Consider the following 25,470-nt stretch of genomic DNA (forward strand, 5'->3'; position numbering starts at 1 on the left):
CTCAAAGCACTGCGTCGGACGTGCCCAACTGCAGATGCAGAAACTGGTTGAACACGCTCGCGGTGTAGTCGCCGAACGCTTCGCCATTGCGGAATCCGCGCTTGCGATACAGCGCCAGCGCCGGCTCGAAGGCCTCACCGCTGCCGGTTTCCAGGCTCAGCCGTGACAGTCCGCGCGCATGCGCCACATCGATGATGTGTTCGAGCACGGCCGCGGCGGCGCCCTGGCGCAGGTGGTCGGGATGGGTGCGCATGGACTTGAGTTCGCCGGTGCCGTCGCCCCAATCCTTGAGCGCGCCAACGGCGACCAGCGTCTGCCCGCGCCAGGCGCTCCACACCGTCATGCCCGGCGCCTGCAGCCCGGACAGGTCCAGGGCGAACACGCTGCCGGGCGGCGAGTTCGCATGCATCTGGCGCAGGTGGTAGTCGAGCAGCGCGCGGATCTGCGCACCGCTCAAGTCGTCCTGACGCAGTTCGAAGCGGATGGCGGGTGCGGCGAAATCAGTCGATGACATGGCAGGCAGGCGTGTGGGGGCCCGCCATCAAGCCACGCTCAGAACGAGACTTCCACCGGCTGGCGCGACCACAACACCGACTGGTGGCCGGTGGCCTGCTTCCAGGCCAGGCGGATGGCTTCGATGTCGGCGCGGCGCTGGGGGGTGTCTTCGTGCAGCACCACCAGCACCTTGGTCTTGAGCCGATTGGGCTGCGCATCGCCGCGGAACAGCCACTGGCCGTAGGCATCGAACACGGTCAGGCCGTCGGGGAAACGCGGGGTGACTTCCTTGTCCAGGAACGCACGCCATTTTTCCTCGCTGATCGGCTCGGCCTGCGGACGATCAGCCGGGCCACTCTCTTCGCCCACGCCGAAATACAGCTCGCTGCGAACCCAGCCGGTGGCCGCGGACGGCCGCGCGGCATCGCCCTGCATCGCAGCCGTGGTCGACGGCGCCGGGGCAGTGCCAGGCAAGGTGGCACAGGCGCTCAGGGCCAGCAGGGAGACAAGCAGGAGGGGGCGGAACAACATGGAGTTCTCCAAAAACGGGGCAGTGTGAAGGGTGCCGGCACGAACGCCATATCACCCGATGGCATGTGCCCATGCGATGGCCGCATCAACACAGCGTGGCAATCGCCTTAACGCAGATATAATATATCGCTCTATCCGGATAGATGTAATGGATTAGATCGCCCGGCCCCACTTTCCTGATCGACCGGAGTTCCGTCCCATGTCCTTCCCCGCCGCCGCGCCGCTTGGCCTGGCCATCGCCCTGGCCCTGTCCGCCACCGCCTCCGCGCAGACCACCGAGACCGCGACCAACCTGGATACGGTGATCGTCACCGGCACCCGCGCCAGCAACCGCACGGTGCTCGAATCCACCTCGCCGGTGGACGTGCTGAGTGCCGATGACATCCGCAAGGCCGGTGTGGTCAATGGCGAACTGGGCAGCGCGCTGCAGGCGCTGCTGCCCTCGTTCAACTTCCCGCGCCAGTCCAACTCCGGCGGCGCCGACCACGTCCGCGCCGCGCAGCTGCGCGGTCTGTCGCCGGACCAGGTGCTGGTGCTGATCAACGGCAAGCGCCGCCACACCTCGGCGCTGGTCAACACCGACAGCAAGATCGGCAAGGGCACCACCCCGGTCGACTTCAACTCGATCCCGATCAGCGCGATCAAGCGCATCGAAGTGCTGCGCGATGGCGCCGGCGCGCAGTACGGTTCCGACGCGATTGCCGGGGTGATCAACGTGATCCTGGACGACGACCCGAACAGTGGCACGATCGAAGCCAGCTTCGGCGCCAACCACACCAACCTGGAGCCGATCCACCAGGAAATCACCGACGGCCAGACCGGCTACCTCAGCGCCAAGGCCGGGACCCGGCTGGGCGAAGATGGCTTCATCAAGGCCGGCCTGGAATACAAGCGGCGCTCGGCCACCAACCGCGCCGGCTATGACCAGATCCCGGACTGGCAGCAGAACGACACCAACCTGGCGCTGCAGGGCAAGCGCAACTACGCGCTGGGCGATGGCGCCTCGCGCGACATCAACGCCTGGTTCAACGGCGAACTGCCGTTCGGCCAGACCAGCAAGCTCTATGCGTTCGGCACCTACAGCCATCGCGATACCCAGGGCGACAACTACTTCCGCTATCCGGACGACACCGACGGCGCCAACTGGCAGGAGATCTATCCGAACGGCTATCGCCCGGTGTCGCTGGGCTACAACCGCGACTACCAGGGCGTGTTCGGCGCGCGCGGCCAATGGGGCGACTGGGACTACGACGCCAGCCTCGACTACGGCCGCAACGACTTCACCTACAAGCTGCGCGATTCGCTCAACGCCTCGCTTGGCCCGACCAGCCCGACTTCGTTCAAGGTCGGTCGTTATGTGTTCGAACAGAGCGTGGCCAACCTCGACCTGAGTCGTGGCTTCGACGCCATCGGCGCCAGCCATACCTTCGGCACCGGGGTCGAGCTGCGCCGCGAGGACTACAACACCTACGCCGGTGATCCGGCCAGCTATGCCGCCGGCACGTACACCGACCGTCCGACCGGCGCCCAGGCCGGTGGCGGGCTGACCCCGGAGGACGCCGCGGACCTGTCACGCAACGTCGCCAGTGCCTACGCCAGCGTCTCCAGCCAGTTCGGCGACAAGTTCTCGACCGACCTGGCCGGCCGCTATGAGCATTACCAGGACTTCGGCAGCCAGTGGACCGGCAAGCTCGCCGCGCGCTACGCGTTCACCCCGGCATTCGCGCTGCGTGGTGCGATCTCCAACAACTTCCGCGCACCGTCGCTGAGCCAGATCGGCTTTGAATCCACTTCCACCGGCTATGGCTCGGACGGCCAGCTGGTGCAGAGCCGGGTGCTGTCGGTGAACAACCCGATTGCCCAAGCCTTGGGCGCCACCGACCTCAAGCCGGAGAAGTCGGTCAACTACAGCCTGGGCTTCACCAGCCGCATCGGCGAGCACTTCGACCTGTCGCTGGACTTCTTCCAGATCGACATCGACGACCGCATCGCGCTGTCGGAAAGCATCACCGGCGATGCGCTGACCGAGTACGTGTCCGGCACCTTCGGCGTATCCGGCCTGCAGAGCGCCAGCTTCTTCGTCAATGCCGCCGATACCCGCACCCGCGGCGCCGAGCTGGTGGCGAACTGGCGCAGCGAGCTGTTCGGCGGCGACCTGCTGCTGACCGGTACCTACAGCTACGCCAAGACCACGCTGAAGAACGTCGTCGATACGCCGACGCAGCTGCTGGCGCTGGATTCGAGCTACGTGCTGTTCGGCGACGAGGAAAGCAACACGCTGACCACCGCCACGCCCAAGACCCGCGCCGGCCTGGCCGCGACCTGGAGCGACGACAACTGGACCCTGTCCTCGCGCCTGAGCCGCTATGGCAGCGTCACCCGCGTCTTCAGCTGGGCCTCGGCACCGCAGACCTACGGCGCCGAGTGGCAGCTCGACCTGGAGGCCGAATACCGCATCACCCCGCAGTGGAGCGTGGCGATCGGCGGCCAGAACGTCACCGACAGCTATCCCGACCTGTCCAACAGCGAAACCAACTACTACGGCAACCTGCCGTACGACGTGCTTTCGCCAGTCGGCAGCAACGGCGCGTACTGGTACGGCCGCGTGCGTTTCACGTTCTGATCCATCACCCGGTGCGGCGCGGAAAGTGCGCCGCACCGGTGGTTTCCGGGATGTCACGCGACATGGATTCCGATGAAAAACAGGCTGTTTTCAGCCTCCGCGTGAAGACCGGCGATTTGCATCCGCGCGACGGATCATGTTTCCCTGAAACACGGTTCACCCACCGTCCGGGGCAATGCAGCATCTCTCCACACTCGACTACTGGGTCATCGCGGGCTACTTCCTGCTGACCGCCATCATCGGCTTCTCCGCCACGCGCAGGAAAGCCTCCTCCGACGAACTGTTCCTGGCAGGCCGCAGTCTTGGCCCCATTGCCGTGGGCGTGTCGCTGTTCGCTTCCAACGTATCGTCGGACACGCTGGTCGGGCTTCCCGGCGCGGCCTACACCACGGGCATCTCCGCGGCCAACTACGAATGGATGGCGGGCATCGTGCTGATCTTCGCCACCCTCTTCGTGATGCCGGTGTTGCTGCGCGCACGCGTATCGACCATGCCGGAGCTGATGGAGCGACGTTTCGATCCGCGCCTGCGCAAATACCTGTCGGTGGTGACGCTGTTCCTGTCGATCGTGCTGGACACGGCCGGCACGCTGTACGCGGGTGGCCTGATCGTGACCACGTTCCTGCCGATGTTCGACCTGTGGAGCGTGTGCATCACCATCGCGTTCTTCACCGCGATCTACACCGCCTGCGGCGGGTTGCGCGCAGTGGTCTACACCGACGTGATGCAGGGCTTCGTGCTGCTGCTGGGCTCGGCGTGCCTGGCCTTCATCGTGTTCGGCAAGTTCGACTACAGCTGGGCCAATGTCGTGTCACAGGTCGATGCGCACAAGCTCTCGCTGATCCGCCCGCTGGACGACCCCGGCGTGCCGTGGCTGGGCCTGGTCACCGGCGTGCCGATCGTGGGTTTCTACTACTGGACGATGAACCAGTACGTGATCCAGCGCGTGCTGGGCGCGCGCGACATCCAGACCGCCAGCCGCGGCGCGGTGATCGCTTCGCTGCTCAAGCTGCTGCCGATCTTCCTGATGACCATTCCCGGTGCGATGGCCAGCGTGCTGCTGCCGGGACTGGAGCATCCGGACCAGGTGTTCCCGACCATGGTGTCCACGTTCACGCCTGCCGGCATCACCGGCCTGATCCTGGCCGGGTTGATCGCCGCATTGATGTCGACCGTGTCGGCCACGCTGAACTCGGCCGCGACGCTGATCACCCTGGATTTCGTGCAGCCGAAGCGGCCACACCTGACATCGACGCAACTGGCCTGGACCGGCCGCGTCACCACGATGGTGATTGCGATCATCGCCGCGCTGTGGGCACCGATGATCCAGCACTTCTCGGGACTGTGGGCCTACCTGCAGCAGGTGTTCGCGTTCGTCGCCTCGCCGCTGGTGGCCGTGTTCCTGATGGGCCTGTGGATCAAGCGCCTGGGTGCATCGGCGGCGTTGCGCGGACTGGTCTGTGGCCATGCGCTGAGCGCGCTGCTGTTCGTCCTGCGCGAGACCGATGTCATCACCCTGCACTTCACCATCATGGGGGGCGTGCTGTGCGTGGCCACCGCGCTGATGACCTGGTGCTGGATGTGGAAGCTGGGCGCGTCCGATACCCCCGATGCGCAGGGTCGCCAGATTCTGGCCGATGCACGCCCGTCCCTGGCGCATATTCCCAGGGACGTGCTGCTGGGCATCGTGCTGGTCCTCTCGCTGACCGCCGTGATCCTGATCGCGCTGCACTGAGTCGCGCCGTTTTCAGTCCAGGAATCTGGCCCGCTGGGCCGGCGTGGGGACCGTGCAGGAGGTGGTCCCGAACCAGCGATAGCGCCGGCGCGCCACGGCTCGGTACAGCGTGTCGCGCAGCGCGCGCGGCACGACCTTCGTCAACGCCGCAAGCTTCCACCCGCCACCCAGGCCGGTCAGCACGCGCACGATGGCGTCGCTGTCGGTGTGCATGCCGTGCGCGTCGACCAACAGGAAGGAGCTGGGATCATCCGGGTCCAGCCCGTGCGCCTGCAGCAACGCACGACCGCTGGCGCCCTGCATCGCCGCGAAGCGATAGCACCCGGCATGGTCATGCCGCAGCAGGAACTTCACCCAGCCGTTGCACAGCACGCAGATGCCGTCGAACACGATCACCGCCTGCCCTGACGGAATCCTCGGCACGCTCGACTCATTCATCGCTGGCCGCCGGACACAACCAACCGGTGTAACGGATCAACAGGCCGATCCACGGCAGCGCCACATCGACGGCGAAGGTGTAACGCCCACCTTCGGCCGATTCACGCGCCTGGGCGCCGGCGAACCAGCGTGCGGGCAGCGGCAGGCCCAGCACGCGCACCCGCCGGACCTGCCATGCCAGGGCCTGGCCCTGCTGGACAAGCGCGAAGCCGAACGTGACCAGTCCCAGTCGTTCGCACAGCAGGTCGCCCTGCTGCCAGAGCGTGGAAGCCATGACGTGGCGGCCGAACGTGCGGCGCCAGTGCTCCCGATCCTGTTGCCGGCCAAAGGTCACCGCGACCGGCACTGCACCGGCGGGCGGCAATCGCGTCGCCCAGGCCATCAATCGGGCCAGCGGATGGTGCCCGCGCAGCACGGTCCCCTGCCCGCGCCAGCACTGCTGGTCCGCGCTGGCATGCAGCGCCTGCACCGGTTCGGGCAGCGCATCGAAAGCCACATCACCCAAGACGCGCTTGAACAGCGGTACGGCGACCTCTGGCACAGCGGTCAGGTTGAAGTGGCTGGCATCCATGGCCGAAGGCGTGCGCGTCGCGCTCAGGCGCTACGCCACACCAGCGTCGCCAGGCGTCCGGTGCGTGCATCGCGCCGGTGCGAGTAGAAGCGCTGCGGATCGCTGATCGTGCACAGGCCGCCACCGTGGACATCGTCCACGCCGACCGCCGCCAGCCGGCGCCGCGCCAGCGCGTACAGATCCACCCGCCAATGGCCCGGCCGGGTTGCCGTGAACGCGGCCGTCGCGCCGGGATCGGCCACGGTGAAGGCGTCGAACACCTCCTGCCCGATTTCGTAGGCCTGCGGCCCCGCCGCCGGGCCCAACCAGGCGCGGAGGCGTGCGGCCGGTGTGTCCATCGCGGCAACCGTGGCTTCCAGCACGCCATCGGCCAGCCCGCGCCAGCCGGCGTGGGCGGCCGCCACTTCACTGCCATCAGCAGCGGCGAACACCACCGGCAGGCAGTCGGCGGTCAGGATCGCCAGGACCACGTTGGCCTCGGACGTCCGTGACGCATCGGCTTGTGGCTCATCGGCCAGCGAACGTGGCTGGCCCAGCAGCGCATCGAAGCGCTCCACGCCGGTGCCGTGGACCTGGCGCAACCAGTGCGGCAGCGATGGCAGGCCGGCCAGCGCGACCAGTGCGGCGCGGTTGGCCTCCACCTGCGCTGGCACATCGCCGTTGGCCGCGCTGCGGTTGCCCAGGTTGAACTGGTCGAACGGTGCCTGCGAGCCACCCGCGCCGAAGCGCAGCGTGGTGAAGGCCTGCACGCCCGGCGGCGCCGGCCAGTCCGCGGGCAGGAGCGCGCTCACCAGGGCAGGCTCACTTACCCTTGTGCGCGGCCGCATCGGCACGCAGCGCGGCCATCAGGGCCAGCATGTCGGCCGGGACCGGGGCACTGGTGCGGACCGGCTCGCCGGTGGTCGGGTGCTTGAACTCCAGCGTTTCGGCATGCAGCGCCTGGCGACGGAAGCCACGCAGCTGGGCCGTCAGTTCCTCATCGGCGCCGCGCGGCAGGCGCAGCGGACCGCCGTACAGCGGGTCGCCCACGATGGGGAAGCGCAGGTGCGCCATGTGCACGCGGATCTGGTGGGTGCGGCCGGTTTCCAGGCGGCACTCGACCGCGGTATGGCCGCGGAAGCGTTCGCGCAGGCGCACATGGGTGACCGCGTCGCGGCCGTCCTCGCGCACCGCCATCTTCAGGCGATCACGCGGATGGCGGTCGATGGCCGCATCGACCGTGGCGCCCGAGACCATCGCCCCCACCGCCACGGCCAGGTACTGGCGGTGCACTTCACGCGCCGACAGCTGGGCCACCAGCGAGGTATGGGCCGGCAGGCTGCGGGCCACCACCATGACGCCGGAAGTGTCCTTGTCCAGGCGGTGCACGATGCCCGCGCGCGGCAGCGCCGACAGCGACGGGTCAAAATGCAGCAGGCCGTTGACCAGGGTGCCGCTCGGATTGCCCGCACCCGGATGGACGACCAGTCCGGCCGGCTTGTTCAGGACGATGACCTCGCTGTCCTGGTACAGGATCTCCAGCGGGATGTCCTCGGGCAGCGCGTGGGTCTGGGTGTCCAGCACAGCGGTCAGGCTGGCGACCTGTCCGGGGGTGACCAGATCGCGCGGACGCACGCTCTGGCCATCCAGCAGGGCGTCGCCGGACTTGACCCATTCGGCCAGGCGCGAGCGCGAGAATTCAGGGAACAGCTCGGCCAGGACCGCGTCGAAACGGCGTCCGGCTGCGTGCGCGGGCACCTGGGCGGTGCGCGGACCCTCGGTGTTGGAGGAGTCCAGCAAGGTGTCGTCGTCGGGGGCAGCAGTCATTTCGTCAAGGGTTCTTCGATATCGGTTGGCCGGACATTCATGGCCCGGCAGCCGCCTAGGCTATCATCGCCCCCTCGTTTCCCCGATGCGGTCCAGCCGCCTGCCCATGTCCCAGCGCTTCGCAGCCCAGTACACCCGCCCCACCGTCCGCATCATGTTCCTGCTCCTGGTGGTGGCCGTCGCGGCCACTGGCTGCGGCCGCAACAAGAAGGACAGGGCCCAGGAATCCCGCCCGGTCGAGACCATCTACAGCGAAGCGCACACCGATATGACGCGCGCCAACTGGAGCGGTGCAGAAAAGCAGTTCCAGGCGCTGACCGCCCAGTATCCCTACGGCCCGTATACCGAGCAGGCCCAGATGGAAATGGCCTACGCCCAGTACAAGGCCGGCAAGATGGACGATGCGGTGTCCAGCATCGACCGTTACCTGCGCACCTACCCCACCCAGCGCAACGTGCCCTACATGTACTACCTGCGCGGCCTGGCCAACTCCAGCCGTGACACGGTGTTCCTGCAGAAGGTCTGGCGCCTGGATTCCAGCCGCCGCGACCTGTCCACGCCGCTGCAGGGTTACAGCGACTTCAACACCGTCTCCGAGCGCTACCCCAACAGCCGCTACGCCAACGATGCGCGCCTGCGCATGATCAAGCTGCGCAACACGTTCGCCCGCCACGAAATGGACAGCGCCCTGTACTACCTGCACCGCGGCGCCTACACCGCTGCCGTCGGCCGCGCCAAGTACATCCTGGAAACCTACCCGCAGAGCGAGTACCAGTACGACGCGGTCGCCGCCCTGGGCGCGGCCTACACCAAGCTGGGCAACAAGACCCTGGCCGACGACGCCCGCCGCGTGCTGGAAATGAACGACCCGCAGCATCCGTGGTTGACCGGCCACTGGCCCGACTACCCGTGGACCATCCGCAAGCTCAACCCGTTCGCCGGCGAGAAATCCGCGCTGGACAACGAGGACGTGCGCAAGAACTGATCTGCTTCCACGGATCAAAAGAAGGGGCCGCAAGGCCCCTTTTTCTTTGGCTGCACGCACGATCCGCTTTGGCCTTAGCCAAGACCCCAGAACGCGTCCAGGCAGAGCCGTAACCAGCGCCTGAAGCCGCGCCAGGCCGCGGCTTGCACCTGACCAGCGCAATGCCCAGCCAAGCTGTCGCACCGACCATCATCGCCAATCCAATCGCGCCCCATTGCCAACCACCGCCGCACGCTGCATCAAGCAAGGCAAAGCGCATCGGCACGATTGAAATCAAGCCGAGGAAGATGCGTCCTTGCATCGCAGCGCTCCGGTGTCCCGGTCAGGCCGGATAACGGTTGCTGATCGGATAGCGACGTTCGCGGCCGAAGGCACGCTGGGAGACCTTGGGGCCGGGCGCGGCCTGCTGGCGCTTCCATTCGTTGACGCGCACCAGCCGCAGCATGCGTTTGACCACTTCGGCGTCGAAGCCGGCGGCGATGATCTCGGCCTGCGACTGCTCCAGGTCCACGTAACGGAACAGGATCGCATCCAGCACGTCGTAGGGCGGCAGCGAATCCTGGTCCAGCTGGTTCTCGCGCAACTCGGCCGAGGGTGGACGGTCGATCACCGCCTGCGGGATCACCGGCGCGCCACCGACGGTGTTGCGCCAGCGCGCCAATGCGAACACCTCGGTCTTGTACAGATCCTTGATCGGCGCATAGCCACCGCACATGTCGCCGTAGATGGTGGCGTAGCCGACCGCGTACTCGCTCTTGTTGCCGGTGGTCAGCAGCAGGCCGCCGAACTTGTTGGACAGCGCCATCATGATCGCGCCACGCACACGCGACTGCAGGTTCTCTTCGGTGGTGTCGACCCCGCGCCCTTCGAACAACGGCGACAACGCCTCCAGGAAACCGGTGAACGCACCTTCGATGGCGATGGTCTCCATGCGCACGCCCAGTGCCTTGCACTGTTCCTCCGCCAGGGAATTGGAAAGGCCCGCGGTGTAGCGCGACGGCAGGCGCACGGCGGTGACGTTGTCCGCGCCCAGTGCATCGACGGCCATGGCCAGCACGATGGACGAATCGATGCCGCCGGACAAACCCACCCAGGTCTTGCTGAAGCCGTTCTTGCCGCAGTAGTCGGCAATGCCACGCACCACCGCGCGCCAGGCCAGTGCGTCGCGGCTCTCGTCGCCTTCGTCCTGCCATTGCACCGGGGTGAACGCGCGTGACTGCGCGTCGTAGTCCACCACCAGCCATTGCTCGGTGAACGCAGAAGCGGCCGGCGAAATTTCGCCGTTGCCGCTGGCCACCACCGATGCACCATCGAACACCAGCGCATCCTGCCCGCCGACCACGTTGAGGTAGGCCAGGGCCACGCCGGTTTCACCCACGCGCTGGGCCAGCAGCGCATCGCGCTGGGCATGCTTGTTGTGCTCGAACGGCGAGGCGTTGGGCACCAGCACCAGCTGCGCGCCCTGCTTGGCCGTATCGGCCAGAGGTTCTGCGAACCACAGGTCCTCGCAGATCACCACGCCGACCGGCACGCCCTTGACCTCAAACACGCACGACCCGCCATCCGGATCGACGTGGAAGTAACGGCGCTCGTCGAAGACGTTGTAGTTGGGCAGCTCGCGCTTGCGGTAGTTGGCAAGGATCGCGCCATCGCGCAGCACGCAGGCCGCGTTGTAGAGGACGCTACCGGCACTTTCCGGCCAGCCGACCACCGCGGTGATGCCACCGGTGGCGGCCCTGGCCACTTCCTCCATCGCGGCATGGCAGTCGGCCAGGAACGAGGGCCGCATCAGCAGGTCTTCCGGCGGGTAACCGCTCAGCGCCAACTCCGGGAACAGCACCAGGTCGGCGCCGTATTCGTCACGCGCCACCGCGATCTGCTCGATGATGCGCCTGGTATTTCCGGCCAGGTCACCGACCGGGAAATCGAACTGCGCCATCGCGATGCGGAGCGTTGCGGACATGGGTCACCTGGAGCGAAGGAAGCGGGAAGACCCCTGCATTATTTCAGAATGCCGCATCGTGACCACGGCGGCGCCCTGTAGGGTGAAGCTTGTGGCAGTCCCATCTTGGGGACTCCTCTGCTCTTCGTTCAGATCATCGGGAAAGCTCCCAGCGGAGCAAGCTCCGCTCTACAGGGGACCGTTGCCAGGAATAGGCCTCCCATGGGTCACGGAACGCCGCCGAAGAACGCCTGCACGTCAGCCACCTCGCGGGTGCGGGAAAACGGCGGCAACGATTGCATGAAGGTGCGGCCATAGGCTTTGGTCGACAGGCGCGGGTCGCACAGCACCAGCACACCGCGATCCGACTCGCTGCGGATCAAGCGGCCCACGCCCTGCTTGAGCGCGATCACCGCCTGCGGCAGTTGTTCATCGCGGAATGGATTACCGCCGGCGTTGCGGATGGCTTCCAGCTTGGCTTCGAACACCGGATCGTCCGGCGCGGCGAAGGGCAGCTTGTCGATCACCACCACGCTGAGCGCCTCGCCGACCACGTCGACGCCTTCGCGAAAACTGGCCGAACCCAGCAGCACGCCGTTGCCCGACTCGCGGAATCGCTGCAGCAGCGTCGCGCGCGGCGCCTGGCCCTGCACGAACAGCGGCCATGGCGCATCGCGCAGGGCTTCGGCCGCTTCGCGCAGCGCACGGTGCGAGGCGAACAACAGGAACGCGCGCCCGTTCGAAGCATGCAGCACCGGCAGCAGCGCAGCGATCAAGGCGGTGCCGTAGCCGCGTGCATTCGGATCCGGCAGTCCGGGCGGCTGGTAGCACAGCGCCTGGCGCGGCCAGTCGAACGGGCTGGGTTGCAGCAGCGTGTGCGGATCATCCAGGCCCAGGCGCGTGGCGATGTGGTCGAAGCCATCACCAATGGTCAGAGTGGCCGAGGTGAAGATCCAGGCCGCGTGCGAATCCTGCCGGTGCTGGCGCAACGGCCCGGATACATCCAGCGGCGTGCGCTGGCAACGGAACGCGCGCGGCGTGAGTTCGTACCAGAACACATCGGTGGACGGCATGCGCAGGCCGCCGTCCATGTCATCCAGCGGGAAATCATCGTTGGCATCGGCCTGCGCCGCAGGCAACGGCAGTTCATCGGCCGACGGCTCGCCCAGCCAACGTTGCAGGCGGCCGGTGATGTCGCGCGCGCGCGCATACGCGGCGTCCAGCCCGGGCGCAGCCTGCGCCAACGGGCCCAGCACACGCCCGAGATCCTGCAGCGCGATCACCAGTGTGTCGAAGCCGTCGCGCACCGCGGGGCTACCCAGCGCGCGCTGGCGCGTGCCGCGTGGCGGCAACACTTCCATCGCCGCGCGCAGTTCGCGCAGTGAAAAATCCAGTGCGCGTGCCCATGGTTCGACCTGCGCCAGCGCGCCGGGGACCGCACGGCTTTCGGTGATGGCGTCGCGCACCAGTTCCTGCAACGGACGCAGGCCGAAGCCCTCGCCGAAGAAGTTGGCCGCCAGTTCCGGCAGCTGATGTGCTTCGTCGATGACGAAGGCCTGCGCGCCCGGCAGGATTTCGCCGAAGCCCTCCTGCTTGAGCGCCAGGTCGGCCAGCAGCAGGTGGTGGTTGACCACCACGATGTCGGCGGCCTGCGCGCGCTGGCGCGCCTGGACGACGAAACAGTCGTCCCAGAACGGGCATTCGGTGCCCAGGCAGTTGTCCACGGTGGAGGTGACCATGGGCAGCAGCGGCGAATCGTCCGGCAGGGATTCCAGCTCAGCCATGTCACCGTAACGGGTGCGGCCGCTCCAGACCACGATCCGCTGGAACTGATCGACCTGGTCGCGGTTGGCGAACTGCGGCTCGCCGCGCGCCTGGCTCAGCCGGTAGCGGCACAGATAGTTGGATCGGCCCTTCAACAGCGCCGCGCTATGGCCCACGCCGAGCGCGGCACGCACCCGCGGCAGGTCGCGGTGGTAGAGCTGGTCCTGCAGCGCGCGGGTGCCGGTGGACAGGATCGCCTTCATCCCCGACAACAGCACGGGCACCAGGTAAGCGAAGGTCTTGCCGGTGCCGGTGCCGGCTTCGGCCAGCAGTGTGTCGCGGGCGTCGAGCGCATCGGCAATCGCGCCGGTCAGGTTGAGCTGGGCATCCCGCGGGACGAACTGCTCCAGCCGGATCGCCAGCGCACCACCTTCGCCCAGCGCCTCGCGGCTGGCGTGCGACAGCTGCGACATCAGTACGTGTCGGCCCACGCCGCCGTGCGGCGCGGAGCCAGCGGCGGCGCGATCGACATGGTGCGGATCACATCCGGTCGAAGCCGGCGACCGTGCAGCTGGCGATCTGCGCATGGGCCGAGGCCGCGTTCTGGTCTTCATTGCGGGCCAGCTGTGACTGCTCGATGGTGGCCCAGTGGCGACGGCACAGCGGGCCGGTCTTCGACCCCAGCGCCAGCGCCTTGCGCGACAGGGTTTCGGCACGGTCCCATTCGGCCAATGCCAGGGCGACCTCGGCACGTTCCTGCAGTACGGCCGGATCTTCCGGGCTCAGCAGCAGCGCCTGGTTGAGCGCATCGGCAGAAGCCTTCCAGTCACCGCGACGCTGGGCAGCGACGGATGCCTCGCGCAGGTCTTCGACCTCCGGGTCGCGCACCGGCTGGATCGCCAGTTCGCGGTCGTCGGCCTTGGCCACGGCCAGCACCGCATTGAGCGCCTGGGTCGGGGTGACCCGCGCCGGCGCGGGGGCGGGCGCCGGTGGCGGCTCGGTCACGCAGGCGGCCAGTGGCAAAAGCAGCGCGGCAGTCAGTACAAGACGGGTGGCGGCGTTCATAGCGGACTCGTGGAAGGCGCCGGCGGCGCCGGTGCGGGGATTTCACGGGCCGGCGCGTCCGGCTCCTTGGGCGGCAGGCCGAACCAGCGGCGCCAGCCGCCGCCGCTGTTTTCATCGCCAGTGTCGTACTGCTGGCAGTCCTGGCGTGCCGGCGCGTAGCCAGCCACGAACGGGAAGCGGCGCGCCCCCGGACAGCTGGCGTCGACCGCGGCCGAGTCGGCTACCCACTGCCAGTCCAGGCCTTCGCTGGAGACCTGCAGCGGCGCGCTGGGCAGGCGCGTGAAGATGCCGGACCAGACCCGCATCGCAGCAGTCGCGCCATACAGGCCGGCTTCCTTGTTCTGGTCGTTGCCCATCCACACCACGGCCAGGTGGTCGCCGGTATAGCCGGCGAACCAGCTGTCGCGGCCATCGTTGCTGGTGCCGGTCTTGCCGGCCGGGGACAACCGGCCCAGGCCATCTGCCAGCAGCTGGTGACCGGTGCCTTCCGTGACGACGCTCTGCAGCGCGACGCTGACCAGATGCGCGGCGATGGAATCGCCCTTCTGCGCTGCGGCCGGGGTCTTGTCGTAACGATTGAGCACCCGCCCCTGTGCGTCGATCACCCCACGCACGGCGTGCAGTGGCTGGATCTGTCCGCCCGAAGCCAAGAACTGGTAAAGCTGTGCCATCGCGTAAGGACTTTGCTCGGTCGCCCCCAGGATCAACGCGGGATTGGGATCAGCATCGATGCCGGCCAGCACCTTGAGCAGGTCGGCCACGCGCTGCGGATCGACCTTCATGCCCACCCGCACGGTGGCCTGATTGTAGGAGTGCGCCAGCGCGTCGATCACCCGCACCCGCCCGTGGCTGCGGTTGTCCGCATTGCCCGGATTCCAGGTCTTGCCGCGGCCCAGCGGCACGCTGATCGGCGCATCATCGACCCAGCTGGCCAGCGACCAGGTGTCCGGCTGGGACAGCGCCAGCAGATAGACGAACGGCTTGAGCAGCGAGCCCAGTTGGCGCCGCGCCTCGACCGCACGGTTGAAGCCGGGCGCGGTCACGTCACGGCTGCCGACCACCGCCAGCACGTCGCCGTTGTGCACGTCGGTCATGACCAGGCCGGCCTGCAGCGGCGGACGCTTGCCCTTTTCCAGCTGGGTGATGGTGCGGGTCACCGCGCCTTCGGCATAGGCCTGGGCCGAAGGCGACATGCCGGTCATCACGGTCAGGCCGGCGCCTTGCAGCGCGTCTTCCGGGTAGTCGTGCGCCAGCTGGCGACGGACCAGGTCCACGTAGGCCGGGAAGCGGTTGGCCGCGGTGATGCCCGGGTCCTTGGTCACGCCCAGCGGCGCATCGATGGCGCGGTTGAATTCCTTCTGGTCGATCAGCTTGGTTGCCAGCATCCGGCGCAGGGCCAGGTCGCGGCGTTCCTTTGCGCGTTCCGGATGGCGGCGCGGATCGTAGTAGGACGGCCCCTTCACGATGCCGATCAGCAACGCCATCTGTTCAGTGGACAGGCTGTCCAGGTCGCGGCCAAACCAGAATTCGGAGGCCGCCGAGACGCCGTGGATCGCCTGGCTGCCACGCTGGCCCCAGTACACCTGGTTGAAGTAGGCCTCCAGGATGGTGCGCTTGTCGTAGCGCGCCTCCAGGATCACCGCATACAGGATCTCGTTGAACTTGCGGCTGACCGTCTGCTCGCGGCCGATGCCGAGCAGGCCGCTGCGGGCCAGCTGCTGGGTCAGCGTACTGGCGCCCTGGCGGGTTTCGCCGGCACTGGACACGAACTCCCAGCCCGCACGCACGATGCCCGACAGGTCGATACCGTGGTGGGTGGCGAAATCACGGTCCTCCACCGCCTGCAGGCCGGTGACCAGCAGCTCAGGCACATCTTCCAGGCGGACCAGGCGACGCTCTTCCTGCTGCTTGCCGTACAGGGTGGCGATGCGGGCCGGGTCCAGGCGCGAGGACTTGATGTTGCGGCCGCGGGTCAGGTCGCGCAGGCCCAACACTTCGCCGTTGGACAGGGTCACCTGCACACGGGTCGCGGGGATGATGTGGTCCACGTCGGTGAAGCCGCGGCTGGCGATGGTGAAGCGGTTGCCGCTGCGTGCGTAGGTGCCCGGCACCTGGCCGCTGTCGTCTTCCTGGTAGGACGCCGCATCCAGCTCGGTCTTCAGCGTGGCCGCATCCAGCGCCTCGCCCGGCCCCAGCGGCAGCGGACGCGCATAGACCCGGGTGGGGATCTGCCACTGCAGCGCACCGAAACGCTGCCCCACCTGATGGTTCAGATAGGCCACGTAGGGAATCATGAAGCCAAGGCCCAGTCCCAGCAGGGCCAAAGCAATGGTGATCAGGCGATTGCGCCACGCCGTAGCGGACTGTGCCTGATCGTCCTGATCATCGTACGTGTCGTCGGCGTCGTGTTCGTCGTCGTTGCGGGCCACTGGGATGCGACAATAAAGGGGACAGGAGAGTCTAGCGCAGGCCGGTGCATGCCCGGCCGGGCCAGCCTCCACCCGATCAGCTGGAGTTGTGATGCCGATGTTGCTGGATGACGCGCGGTTTCTGTTTGCACGCGCGGCATCGACCCTGCGCCGGATGCTGGCCAGCCTGCGCACCCGCGGCCTGTCCCAGACCGCAAGCCGAGCCTGGCAACGGGTGTCCGGCCGCTTGACCCGCCGCCCGGCCGCCGCGCCGTTATGGTTGCCGCCTTCCCTGCCCTTCACGCCATTTGCCGTCCCCGGCTCGGATGCGCCGCGCGCCAGCATCGTGATCCCGGTCTATGGCCAGCTGCAGATGACCCTGGACTGCCTGCGCGCACTGGCCGCGCATCCGCCGCAGGTGCCGGTCGAGATCATCGTGGTCGACGACGGTTCGCTGGACGACACCGCACGCGTGCTGCCGCAGGTCGAAGGCCTGCGCTACCACCTGCGCGCGCGCAACGGCGGCTTCATCGCGGCCTGCAACGATGGCGCGGCGCTGGCGCGTGGCGAGTACCTGGTGTTCCTCAACAACGACACCCTGCCGCAACCCGGCTGGCTGGACACGCTGCTGGCGACCTTCAGCACGCATCCGGAGACCGGACTGGCTGGATCGATGCTGGTCTATCCCGATGGCCGCCTGCAGGAAGCTGGCGGCGTGGTGTTCGCCGATGGCTCCAGAACTGGTTTCGGTCATTACGACGCGCCTTTCGATCCACGCTACAGCTATGTGCGCGAAGCGGACTACTGCTCGGGCGCAGCCATCGCGCTGACACGTGCCCTGTTCGAACAGCTCGGCGGCTTCGACGCACGCTATGCACCTGCGTACTACGAAGACACCGACCTGGCCTTCGCCGTGCGCGCCGCGGGCCTGAAAGTGCGCTACCAGCCGGCCTCGGTCGCCGTACATCGCGAAGGTGCGACCGCAGGCACCGATACCGGCAGCGGCATCAAGGCCTACCAGGTGCGCAATGCGGAGGTATTTGCGCGGAAATGGCGTGCGGCGCTGGCGACGCAGCCCGCACAAGGGATACAGCCCTCATCTGCCAGCCTGCACGCACGGCAGCAACAGGTCCTGATCATCGACTCGGACACCCCCAAGCCGGATCGCGACTCGGCCTCGCTGCGCCTGGTCAACCTGATCCGTCTGCTGCAGGAAGAAGGCGCCCACGTGTGCTTCATCGCCACCGATGTCGGCTTTGTCGAGGACTACACCCCGGCCCTGCAGGGGATGGGGGTGGAGGTCTGGCACGCGCCGTTCGTAAAGGGCCTGCCGAGCTTCCTGCGGCAGCACGGCCGCCGGTTCGACAGCGTCCTGGCCTGCCGTCATTACGTGGCCGACGCGCTGGTGCCGGTGCTGCGCCGCCATGCGCCGCAGGCCAAAGTGATCTTCGATACCGTCGACCTGCACTACCTGCGCGAACGCCGTGGCGCGCAGGCCTCCGGTGATGCGGTGATGCTCAAGCAGTCCCACGCCACCCAGGCGCTGGAACTGGCCGTCATGAATGCGGCCGACACCACCCTGGTGGTCAGCCCGGTCGAACGCGAGGAGCTCGCCCGCGAAGCGCCATCAGTGCAGGTCGAAATCCTGTCCAACCTGCACCAGCTCGGTAGCGCCGGCGCGGCGTTCGAGGCCCGCAGCGACCTGCTGTTCGTTGGCGGCTTCCACCACCCACCGAACGTCGATGCGGTGCTCTGGTTTGCCGAAGCGGTGTTCGCGCAGGTACGCGCGCGACTGCCCGATGTGCTGTTCCATATCGTCGGCATCGATCCACCGCCGCAGGTGCAGCGCCTGGCGCAGCAGGCCGGCGTGATCGTGCACGGCCATGTCCCCGACCTGCTGCCGCTGCTCGAAACCAGCCGCATCGCGCTGGCTCCGCTGCGCTATGGCGCCGGCGTCAAGGGCAAGATCAACCAGGCGATGGCGCACGGGCTGCCGGTGGTCGCCACGACCATGGCGGTGGAAGGCATGCATCTGTGCGATGGCGTTGACGTGCTGGTGGCCGACACGCCCGAGGCGTTCGCCGATGCGGTGGTGCGCCTGTATGGCGATGCGGCGCTGTGGCAGACCCTGGCCACGCACGGCATCGACAATGTGCATCGGCATTTCTCGCTGGATGCCGCGCGTGCGACGGTGCGTCGGGTGTTCTTCGACGATGCGCCGCCAAGCTAGTCGGCCAGCAGCGCAGCAATCGCCTGGTAGGCCACGCGCACGGTGTCCGGGCCGTGCAACGCTTCGAGCCGGCGCACGATGAAATGCCCGCGCGCCATGCTCTGGAAGTGATCCATGAAGATCGAGTTCACCGTGGCGCCGCCGACCGCGCCCAGCACCGGCATCCACTGCGCTGCGGCCTTCTCGCTGACCTGGATCGAATAGCGTTCGGCAATCGCCTTGACCAGGCCAACCAGCACCGGCGCGCCCTCCTTCTGCAGGCCATGCCGGGCGACGTGCTTGGCGGCGTCGGACACCATCCTGCTCATCGCTTCGCGCGCGGCGTAATAGCCCACTTCGGCGGCGTCGTCGTTGGGGGCATTGCCGCCCATGGCCAGCACGCGCACGCAGTCCAGCCGCACCGTGGGATCGCTCAGGTCGGCGCCCTCGCTGCGGGCGATGTCGGCGATCGAGCGCAGCATGATCGTGGTGGTCAAAGGCAGTTCGACCGCCAGTGCAGCCAACCCGAACGCACCGCCCACCGCGCCGGTCGCGGCGGTAGCGCCCAGGTGCCACCAGTCCGACGACTTGCGCGCGCCTTCCGGCTTGGTCCGCGTGTCCATGGTGGTCAGCGAAACCCGCAGCGCGGCGCCGATGGCCTTGCGCGCGGCAAAGCCGATGACCGCGTTCGCCCGCCGGGGCAGGAAGCCGATCAGTTTTTCCACCGGCGCGCCGACCACGTTGGCCACGCGCGCACCGAAGCTTGGGTATTCCAGCCGCTGCACAGCCTGGCGCAACTGTTCCAGGTCCTGCGGCCCCAGCGTGCCGGCACTACGGGCCGGAATCAGCTCGCCCGCCAACGGGACTGCCTGTGCCTTGCTCATCGCCTGCGTCTCCTGCTAGCCACCACCGGCACGCGCGTGGGCCACGCGTGCGGCGAAATCATCCAAGCCGGGGGCATTGCGGTCCAGCCCGCGCGCGCGCTGCAATGCTTCGCTGGCCACGCCCAGTTCACCCGCGCCCAGACGCTCGGTGCCGATGTCGATCCAGCGCATCGCCAGCTGGCGGCGCGCGCCGGGCAGGTTGCCATCGCCCGGCGAGATCGCCTGCCACGCGTCCAGGCAGACCTGCGCGGCCCGCACGCGATTGCCAGCCAGTTCGCGACCCACGCACCGTTGCACATCCGGCAGCAGGCGCTGCGACGCGCGGCGGGCCATCGGATCGTCCGGCGCCAGCGCCTGGGCCGCACGCAGCTTGTCAAAAGCGCTTTCGCCCGGTGGGTCGATCCAGTCACCACGCGCCACTGCGCGGTCCGCGTCGGCCAGCAGTGCGCGAACGCGCCGTTGCCGCTGTGGCGAGGCCGGCACGGACTGATCCAGCTGCGCCTGGCTGCGATGCGCCCGGTCGATGGCGCGCATCACTTCGGCCACGACCGGCGACTGCGGTGCCAGTGCACGGGCCTGCGCCAGATCGGCATCGGCGCCGGTGAAATCGAAGTCTGCCGCCAGCCGGCGCGCACGCCGGGCGTATTCGGATGCGGCGTTCTGCAGGCCCAGCGTGGCCGCGGCATCGCCCGGCGCGGCCATCAAGATGGCCTGGTAGCCATGGACCGCCTGCTCCAGCCTGCCGCGCTGCAGGCTGGTATCGGCCTGGCGCCGCTGTTGTTCCAATGCGCGGGCCAGCTGCGCGCTGGCGCCCGGCAGGTCGTAATGGCCTGCGTCGTAGCCACGCACCGTGGCGATCAGCGCGGCGCCGTCGGCCAGTTGCCCCGCCTGCAGCGCCTTGCGCGCCTGCTGCAGTTGGTCGGACAACAGGTCTTCGCGCGCTTCCAGCGCAATCGTGTTGTCCGGCTGCAGCGCCAGGATCTGCTTGAACAGCGGTAGCGCTGCATCCGGTGCGCCGTCGATCCTGCCAGCCGCGCGCGCGGCGACGGCGCTGGCGATCAGCGTACCGATGCCGGCCGCATCGGCCTCGCGCTTGCGCAGGTCGGCAGCGACCGCATCGGACAGCGCCTGCGGCACCTGCAGCTGGCGGGCCAGCGCCAGGGACTGCCGCGCGGCGTCCAGGTCATTGGCTTTCAAGCTGGCCTGCGCCTGGACGATGGCCGCACGCGCGACCCGGGCCAGGCCGTCACGCGCTTCGCCCCGGTCGTTGTCCAGGGCCAGTGCGGCTTCGAAGCGTTGCCGCGCGCCACTGCCATCGGCAGCGGTCAACCTGCCCTGCTTGATCGCAGCATCGCCCTGGTCCAACAGCGACTGGATGCGGGCACCCTGCCAGATCCTGTCGGCGATCGGCTTGCGCAGCAGCACCGCCGATCCCAACCCCACCAGCAGCACCGCCCCCAGCAGCCAGGGCCACCATGGGCGCTGCCGATGGACGACCGGGGGACGCGGTCGCCCCCGACCATCGTCCGGCATGGGCTGCCAGTCGATATGCGGTTCGATCCTGCCGTCGGGCAGCTGGTCGGGCGTGGGATTCACGCGCGGCAGTATCCGTCAGCAGGCGTGATAAGCCGATCCCCCGGCTGAACGCGGGTCAGCCGGCGCGGCGCGCGTCCTGTACGCCGGGCAGCGCGTCCAGCTTGCCCAACAGGGTGGACAGCTGGCCGTAATCGGACACCTTCAGTCGCAGCTTCAGGTGCACGCGACCGGCGCTGCCGGTGTTGTCGCTGTGGATGTCCAGCACATGTGCGTCTTCCTGTGCGATCAGGGTGGTGATGTCCTTGAGCAGGTACTTGCGATCGATGGCACTGATCAGCGCATCCACCTCGTAACCGCCTCCGGCCACGCCCCACTCCACCGGCAGCACGCGTTGTGGATGCTGCGCGGCGAGGCGGCGCAACGAGGCGCAGTCGCGGCGATGCACGGTCACGCCGCGGCCGCGGGTCAGGTAGCCGACGATGGGTTCGCCCGCCACCGGCTGGCAGCATTTGGCCAACTGCACCAGCAGGTTGCCCACGCCCTGCACGGTGAAGCGCGACTTGTCCGCGCCCGGTGCACGCTGCACCGGGCGGCGGGTGGCGTTCTGCAGCGGCAGCGGCGCATCGCCGGACTGGGCGCGCTGGTCCTCCTGCAATGCACGGGCGACCTGGCTGGGCCCGGTGTCGCCCAGCGCGACCTGGATATGGAGTTCTTCAACGGTCTCGGCGCGGAACTTCTTCAGCGCCGGCGCCAGGTCCAGCTGGTGCAGGTGCAGGCGCTTGAGTTCGCGCTCCAGTAGGTCCTTGCCGGCGGCGATGTTCCCAGCGCGGTCCAGCTTGTGGAAGTACGCGCGCACCTTGTCGCGCGAGCGCGCGCTGGCCAGGAATCCGCTGGATGCCTGCAGCCAGTCGCGCTTGGGCTCGCCGGTCTTGTTGGTCAGGATCTCGACCCGATCACCGCTGTGCAGCACGTGGCCCAACGGCACGATCCGGCCATTGACCTTGGCCCCGCGCGTGCGGTGTCCGATCATCGTGTGCACGTGGTAGGCGAAGTCCAGCACGGTGCCACCGCGCGGCAGGTCGATCACCTCACCCTTTGGCGTCAACGTGTAGATACGGTCCTCGGCCAGCTCGGCATCCAGCGCACCGCCCAACACAGCCTCGCCTTCGCCGTCATGGCCATGCTCCAGCAGGCGCCGCATCCACGCGATCTTGCGGTCGAAGGCGGCATCGCCGCCGCCTTCCTTGTAACGCCAGTGTGCGGCCACGCCCAGTTCGGCCTGGGCGTGCATGTCGTGGGTGCGGATCTGCACTTCCAGCGCGCGCCCTTCCGGGCCGACCACCGCGGTATGCAGCGAGCGGTAGTCGTTGGCCTTGGGCCGGGCGATGTAGTCGTCGAACTCCGACGGGATCGGCGTCCACAGCGCATGCACCGCGCCCAGCGCGGCATAGCACTGGGCCACGTCGCTGACCGCGATGCGCACCGCGCGCAGGTCGAACAGTTCGTCCAGCGCCACCTGTTTGCGCTGCATCTTCTTCCAGATGCTGTAGATGTGTTTGGGCCGGCCGCTGACCTCGGCGGCGATGCGGTGCTCGGTCAGGGTGCTCCGCAGGGTTGCCTTGACCTTCTCGATGTAGCGCTCGCGCGCGGCGCGCTTGTCATCCAGCTGGGTGGCGATGGAGCGATAGGTATCCGGCTGCAGATGACGGAAGGCCAGGTCTTCCAGTTCCCACTTCAGCTGCCAGATACCGAGCCGGTTGGCCAGCGGCGCGTGGATGTCGCGGGTCAGCAGGGCCAGCTCGCGGCGCTGGTCTTCAGGCAGGGTGCCAGCGGCGCGCATGCGGGCCAGCTGCCGCGCCAGCAGGATCGGGACCACGCGCAGGTCCTGGATCATCGCCAGCAGCAGCCGGCGCAGGCCCTCGGTATTGCGCGCCGCGCCGGGTTCGGCGTGTAGCGCCCAGACCTGGGCGGCGGCGGCCTGGCCATCCATCAGCGTGGCCATGCCGGGGGCCGCGCGGCGCAGGGACGGCATCACCGCCGCCTGCACGCCCGGCAGGCCGGACAGCAGGGCCGCGCCCAGCACTTCGCCATCGGCCGACAGCCCGGTCAGGGTGGTCAGCGTATCGGTCAGCACCGGCCAGGGATCGGGCATGCCGGCCTGGGCGTCGCTCGCTTCCAGGGCCTCCTGCACCGGCGTGCGCAGCGACTGTGGCAAGCCCGCCAGGACGGACGCGACGACGGCAGGCAGTGGTGTGGACGGTGCGGACATCGGGGCGGCAATGACATGGAGCGCGTGGGCGAGGCGACTACACTAACGGCCTGATCAACGTGGGAACACCCATGCGGCGCACATCCGGCGCGAACGTCGCCACCGATCGACCCATGCAAAGGACATGCGATGCAGGCTCCAACGGACGGCGCTGAGCGCCGGCTGCAGGGACTTCGGGTCCAGATGCACCGTCCGCTGGACTGGTTGCGGCGTCAGTTCCGCGCCAGCGACCTGTGGTTCATCGGCCTGGCCACGCTGGTGGGACTGCTCGCCGCCGGGCTGACGCTGCTGCAGGGCAGCCTGGCCCATGGCCTGCAGCGCTGGCTGTTCGGGCTGGCACCGGATGAGCGCCTGAGTACCGCCGATGGTCTGAGCGTGACCCAGCTGCTGGTCCTGCCGCTGGGCGGCCTGCTGGTCGGCCTGGTGACCCTGGCCGCGCGCCGGCGCAAGCGGCCACTGGTCGATGCGGTGGAAGCCAACGCCCTGCACGGCGGCCGCATGTCGATGCGTGACAACCTAATCGTGTCGCTGCAGACGCTGCTGTCCAACGGTTTCGGCGCCTCGGTCGGGCTGGAAGCGGCCTATGCGCAGATGGGCTCGGGCGCCGGCTCGCAACTGGGCCGGATCCTGCGCGTGCGTCGCGCCGACATGCGCACCCTGGTCGGTGCCGGGGCCGGCGGCGCGATTGCCGCGGCCTTCGGTGCGCCGCTGGCCGGGGCGTTCTATGCCTTCGAGATCGTCATCGGCGCGTATACGCCATCGGCGCTGGCGCCGGTCGCCGCCGCCGCGCTGGGCGGCGCCTTCCTGGCCGAAGCGCTGGGCGCCCCACCCTACCTGCTACCTGCAGCCTCGACCTATCAGCTGGAACCCCGCGACTACGCCATCTTCATCGCGCTGGGCCTGACCTGCGCGCTGATCGGCATCGCGGTGATGCGGCTGGTCGCCGGCATCGAACGGGTGATCGGCAAGATCAACCTGCCGCTATGGGGTCGCCCCGTGGTTGGCGGGCTGCTGCTGATCCCGTTGGCGCTGTACTCACCGCAGGTGCTGTCTTCCGGACACGGCGCGCTGCACCTGGATATCGGCGGCGACAAGACACTGCAACTGCTGGCCACGTTGCTGGTGCTCAAGTGCCTGGCATCGGGCATCTCGCTGGGGTTCGGCTTCCGTGGCGGCCTGTTCTTCGCCTCGCTGTTCATGGGCGCGTTGGTCGGTGCGTTCTTCGCCATCGGGTTGAACCAGCTGGTCGGCGAGTCCTGGGTCGACGTCACCAGCGCCTCGCTGGTCGGCATGGCCGCGCTGGCAGCGGCGATCGTCGGTGCACCGATGACGATGGCAATGCTGATCCTGGAAGGCACCCATGATTTCGTCCTGGCCAGCGCGGTGATGGCCGCGGTGCTGGTGGCCAATACGGTGGTGCGCCAGGCCTTCGGCTATTCGTTCTCCACCTGGCGCCTGCACCTGCGCGGCGAGAGCATTCGCAGCGCACGCGATGTCGGCTGGGTGCGCAACCTGTCGGCCGGCAAGATGATGCGCAAGGATGCCAACCACACGCCCGATGCGATGACTGTGGCCGAGTTCCGCCGGCGCTTCCCGCTGGGATCCACCCAGCGCGTGGTCCTGGAAGACGACGCCGGTCATTACGCCGGCCTGGTGCCGCTGGCCTTCATCTACGGCGACCGCATCAACGAGGGCGCGCCCGTGTCCGAATACGCGCAGAACAAGGACGCCGCACTGAGCGCCGACACCGACATCGTCTCGGTGATGCACGCCTTCGACACCACCCAGAGCGACGAACTGGCCGTGGTCGATGCCGACCGCCGCGTCCTGGGCGTGCTGTCCGAAGGCTTCGTCCGCAAGCGCTATGCCGAAGAACTGGAGAAGCGCCAGCGCGAGTTGATGGGTGAGCGCGTCGTCAGCGACGACTGAGCTCCCTGACTTCCTGCGCGATCGCGGAATGCAGCCCGCCCTCCATCACAGCCTGGGGTCGCAGCGGGGGCCGCATCCTGAAAGGAGCGCATGCCGCCATTGCCCGCCACGCAGACCCATCAATCGATAGTTCCACACAGCCGCGTCGTGTGTGGACACCGACGAAGCGCAGTGCCGCAACAAGATCGCGACGCACCATGAGGTAGGATCGGCTCGTAGCGCTTCCAGCAGGAATGGCAGGCCTCCCAGCGGCCCTGGTGTGGCCCAGCTGCATCACATC

18 protein-coding genes are annotated in these 25,470 nt (G+C 68.2%); 5 read left to right on the forward strand and 13 right to left on the reverse strand.

The annotated features are described in order from the left end of the window. Nucleotide 1 precedes the first annotated feature (1 nt). Together O8I58_RS06985 and O8I58_RS06990 are read right to left on the reverse strand one after the other, a co-directional pair. The gene (locus tag O8I58_RS06985) at nucleotides 2-514 is read right to left on the reverse strand and encodes a GNAT family N-acetyltransferase (RefSeq protein ID WP_298321732.1); all 513 of its coding nucleotides are present in this window, start codon (nucleotides 512-514) and stop codon (nucleotides 2-4) included. 38 nt (nucleotides 515-552) lie between these two features. Further along, nucleotides 553-1,026 (reverse strand): DUF3574 domain-containing protein, encoded by a 474-nt coding sequence (locus O8I58_RS06990; RefSeq protein ID WP_298321734.1) that lies wholly within the window; start codon nucleotides 1,024-1,026, stop codon nucleotides 553-555. Between the two features lie 199 nt (nucleotides 1,027-1,225). On the opposite strand from O8I58_RS06990, the gene O8I58_RS06995 reads away from it, so the two are divergent. Together O8I58_RS06995 and O8I58_RS07000 are read left to right on the forward strand one after the other, a co-directional pair. Continuing rightward, on the forward strand, nucleotides 1,226-3,649 hold the full coding sequence (locus O8I58_RS06995; RefSeq protein WP_298321736.1) for a TonB-dependent receptor plug domain-containing protein: 2,424 nt from the start codon (nucleotides 1,226-1,228) through the stop codon (nucleotides 3,647-3,649). Nucleotides 3,650-3,824: 175 nt separating this feature from the next. Then, nucleotides 3,825-5,384 carry a sodium:solute symporter family transporter gene (locus tag O8I58_RS07000; protein WP_298321738.1) on the forward strand — a complete coding sequence of 520 codons (1,560 nt, stop codon included), beginning with the start codon at nucleotides 3,825-3,827 and terminating at the stop codon, nucleotides 5,382-5,384. Between the two features lie 12 nt (nucleotides 5,385-5,396). On the opposite strand, the gene O8I58_RS07005 is transcribed toward O8I58_RS07000, so the two are convergent. The 4 genes from O8I58_RS07005 to rluD are packed head-to-tail and all read right to left on the reverse strand — an operon-like array spanning nucleotide 5,397 to nucleotide 8,199. After that, the gene (locus tag O8I58_RS07005) at nucleotides 5,397-5,822 is read right to left on the reverse strand and encodes a thiol-disulfide oxidoreductase DCC family protein (protein WP_298321740.1); all 426 of its coding nucleotides are present in this window, start codon (nucleotides 5,820-5,822) and stop codon (nucleotides 5,397-5,399) included. Beyond that, nucleotides 5,815-6,393, reverse strand: coding sequence for a DUF4166 domain-containing protein (locus tag O8I58_RS07010; RefSeq protein ID WP_298321742.1), 579 nt, complete (start codon nucleotides 6,391-6,393; stop codon nucleotides 5,815-5,817). The genes O8I58_RS07005 and O8I58_RS07010 overlap by 8 nt, the downstream gene beginning before the upstream one ends. Nucleotides 6,394-6,416: 23 nt before the next feature. Next, nucleotides 6,417-7,220, reverse strand: a complete 804-nt coding sequence (pgeF, locus tag O8I58_RS07015; RefSeq protein ID WP_298321746.1) for a peptidoglycan editing factor PgeF — start codon at nucleotides 7,218-7,220, stop codon at nucleotides 6,417-6,419. Further along, the gene (rluD, locus tag O8I58_RS07020) at nucleotides 7,195-8,199 is read right to left on the reverse strand and encodes a 23S rRNA pseudouridine(1911/1915/1917) synthase RluD (protein ID WP_298321748.1); all 1,005 of its coding nucleotides are present in this window, start codon (nucleotides 8,197-8,199) and stop codon (nucleotides 7,195-7,197) included. The genes pgeF and rluD overlap by 26 nt, the downstream gene beginning before the upstream one ends. A 106-nt stretch (nucleotides 8,200-8,305) precedes the next feature. Between rluD and O8I58_RS07025 the strand changes: the two genes are divergently transcribed. Then, entirely contained in the window at nucleotides 8,306-9,184 is an 879-nt protein-coding gene (locus tag O8I58_RS07025) for an outer membrane protein assembly factor BamD (protein ID WP_298321749.1), read from the forward strand. A 322-nt stretch (nucleotides 9,185-9,506) separates the two neighbouring features. Here the strand turns inward: O8I58_RS07025 and O8I58_RS07030 are convergent, their stop codons facing one another. From O8I58_RS07030 to mrcB, 4 genes are all read right to left on the reverse strand, one after another. After that, nucleotides 9,507-11,147 (reverse strand): NAD+ synthase, encoded by a 1,641-nt coding sequence (locus O8I58_RS07030; protein ID WP_298321751.1) that lies wholly within the window; start codon nucleotides 11,145-11,147, stop codon nucleotides 9,507-9,509. A gap of 206 nt (nucleotides 11,148-11,353) precedes the next feature. Further along, the gene (locus O8I58_RS07035) at nucleotides 11,354-13,363 is read right to left on the reverse strand and encodes a DNA repair helicase YoaA (protein ID WP_298321753.1); all 2,010 of its coding nucleotides are present in this window, start codon (nucleotides 13,361-13,363) and stop codon (nucleotides 11,354-11,356) included. Nucleotides 13,364-13,430: 67 nt separating this feature from the next. Then, nucleotides 13,431-13,955, reverse strand: coding sequence for a hypothetical protein (locus O8I58_RS07040; RefSeq protein WP_298321755.1), 525 nt, complete (start codon nucleotides 13,953-13,955; stop codon nucleotides 13,431-13,433). After that, nucleotides 13,952-16,384: a penicillin-binding protein 1B gene (mrcB, locus tag O8I58_RS07045; RefSeq protein WP_298321757.1), complete on the reverse strand. Its 2,433-nt coding sequence runs from the start codon at nucleotides 16,382-16,384 to the stop codon at nucleotides 13,952-13,954. The genes O8I58_RS07040 and mrcB overlap by 4 nt, the downstream gene beginning before the upstream one ends. 91 nt (nucleotides 16,385-16,475) lie before the next feature. Here mrcB and O8I58_RS07050 point away from each other — a divergent pair, with 91 nt between their 5' ends. Further along, a complete protein-coding gene (locus tag O8I58_RS07050; protein ID WP_298321759.1) occupies nucleotides 16,476-18,593 on the forward strand; it encodes a glycosyltransferase in 2,118 nt (705 codons plus the stop codon). On the opposite strand, the gene O8I58_RS07055 is transcribed toward O8I58_RS07050, so the two are convergent. Genes O8I58_RS07055 through O8I58_RS07065 form a run of 3 tightly spaced genes read right to left on the reverse strand, consistent with a single transcriptional unit; the run spans nucleotide 18,590 to nucleotide 23,261 of the window. Further along, the gene (locus tag O8I58_RS07055; protein ID WP_298321761.1) at nucleotides 18,590-19,456 is read right to left on the reverse strand and encodes an EcsC family protein; all 867 of its coding nucleotides are present in this window, start codon (nucleotides 19,454-19,456) and stop codon (nucleotides 18,590-18,592) included. The two genes, O8I58_RS07050 and O8I58_RS07055, sit on opposite strands and share 4 nt — an antisense overlap. A gap of 15 nt (nucleotides 19,457-19,471) precedes the next feature. After that, on the reverse strand, nucleotides 19,472-21,052 hold the full coding sequence (locus O8I58_RS07060; RefSeq protein ID WP_298321763.1) for a tetratricopeptide repeat protein: 1,581 nt from the start codon (nucleotides 21,050-21,052) through the stop codon (nucleotides 19,472-19,474). A 55-nt stretch (nucleotides 21,053-21,107) separates the two neighbouring features. Next, nucleotides 21,108-23,261, reverse strand: coding sequence for a RelA/SpoT family protein (locus O8I58_RS07065; RefSeq protein ID WP_298321765.1), 2,154 nt, complete (start codon nucleotides 23,259-23,261; stop codon nucleotides 21,108-21,110). Nucleotides 23,262-23,390: 129 nt separating this feature from the next. Here O8I58_RS07065 and O8I58_RS07070 point away from each other — a divergent pair, with 129 nt between their 5' ends. Beyond that, complete coding sequence (locus tag O8I58_RS07070) at nucleotides 23,391-25,190, forward strand: chloride channel protein (RefSeq protein WP_345781329.1); 1,800 nt, start codon at nucleotides 23,391-23,393, stop codon at nucleotides 25,188-25,190. Nucleotides 25,191-25,470: the final 280 nt, after the last annotated feature.

This window comes from Pseudoxanthomonas sp. (assembly GCF_027498035.1).
GTDB lineage: Bacteria > Pseudomonadota > Gammaproteobacteria > Xanthomonadales > Xanthomonadaceae > Pseudoxanthomonas_A.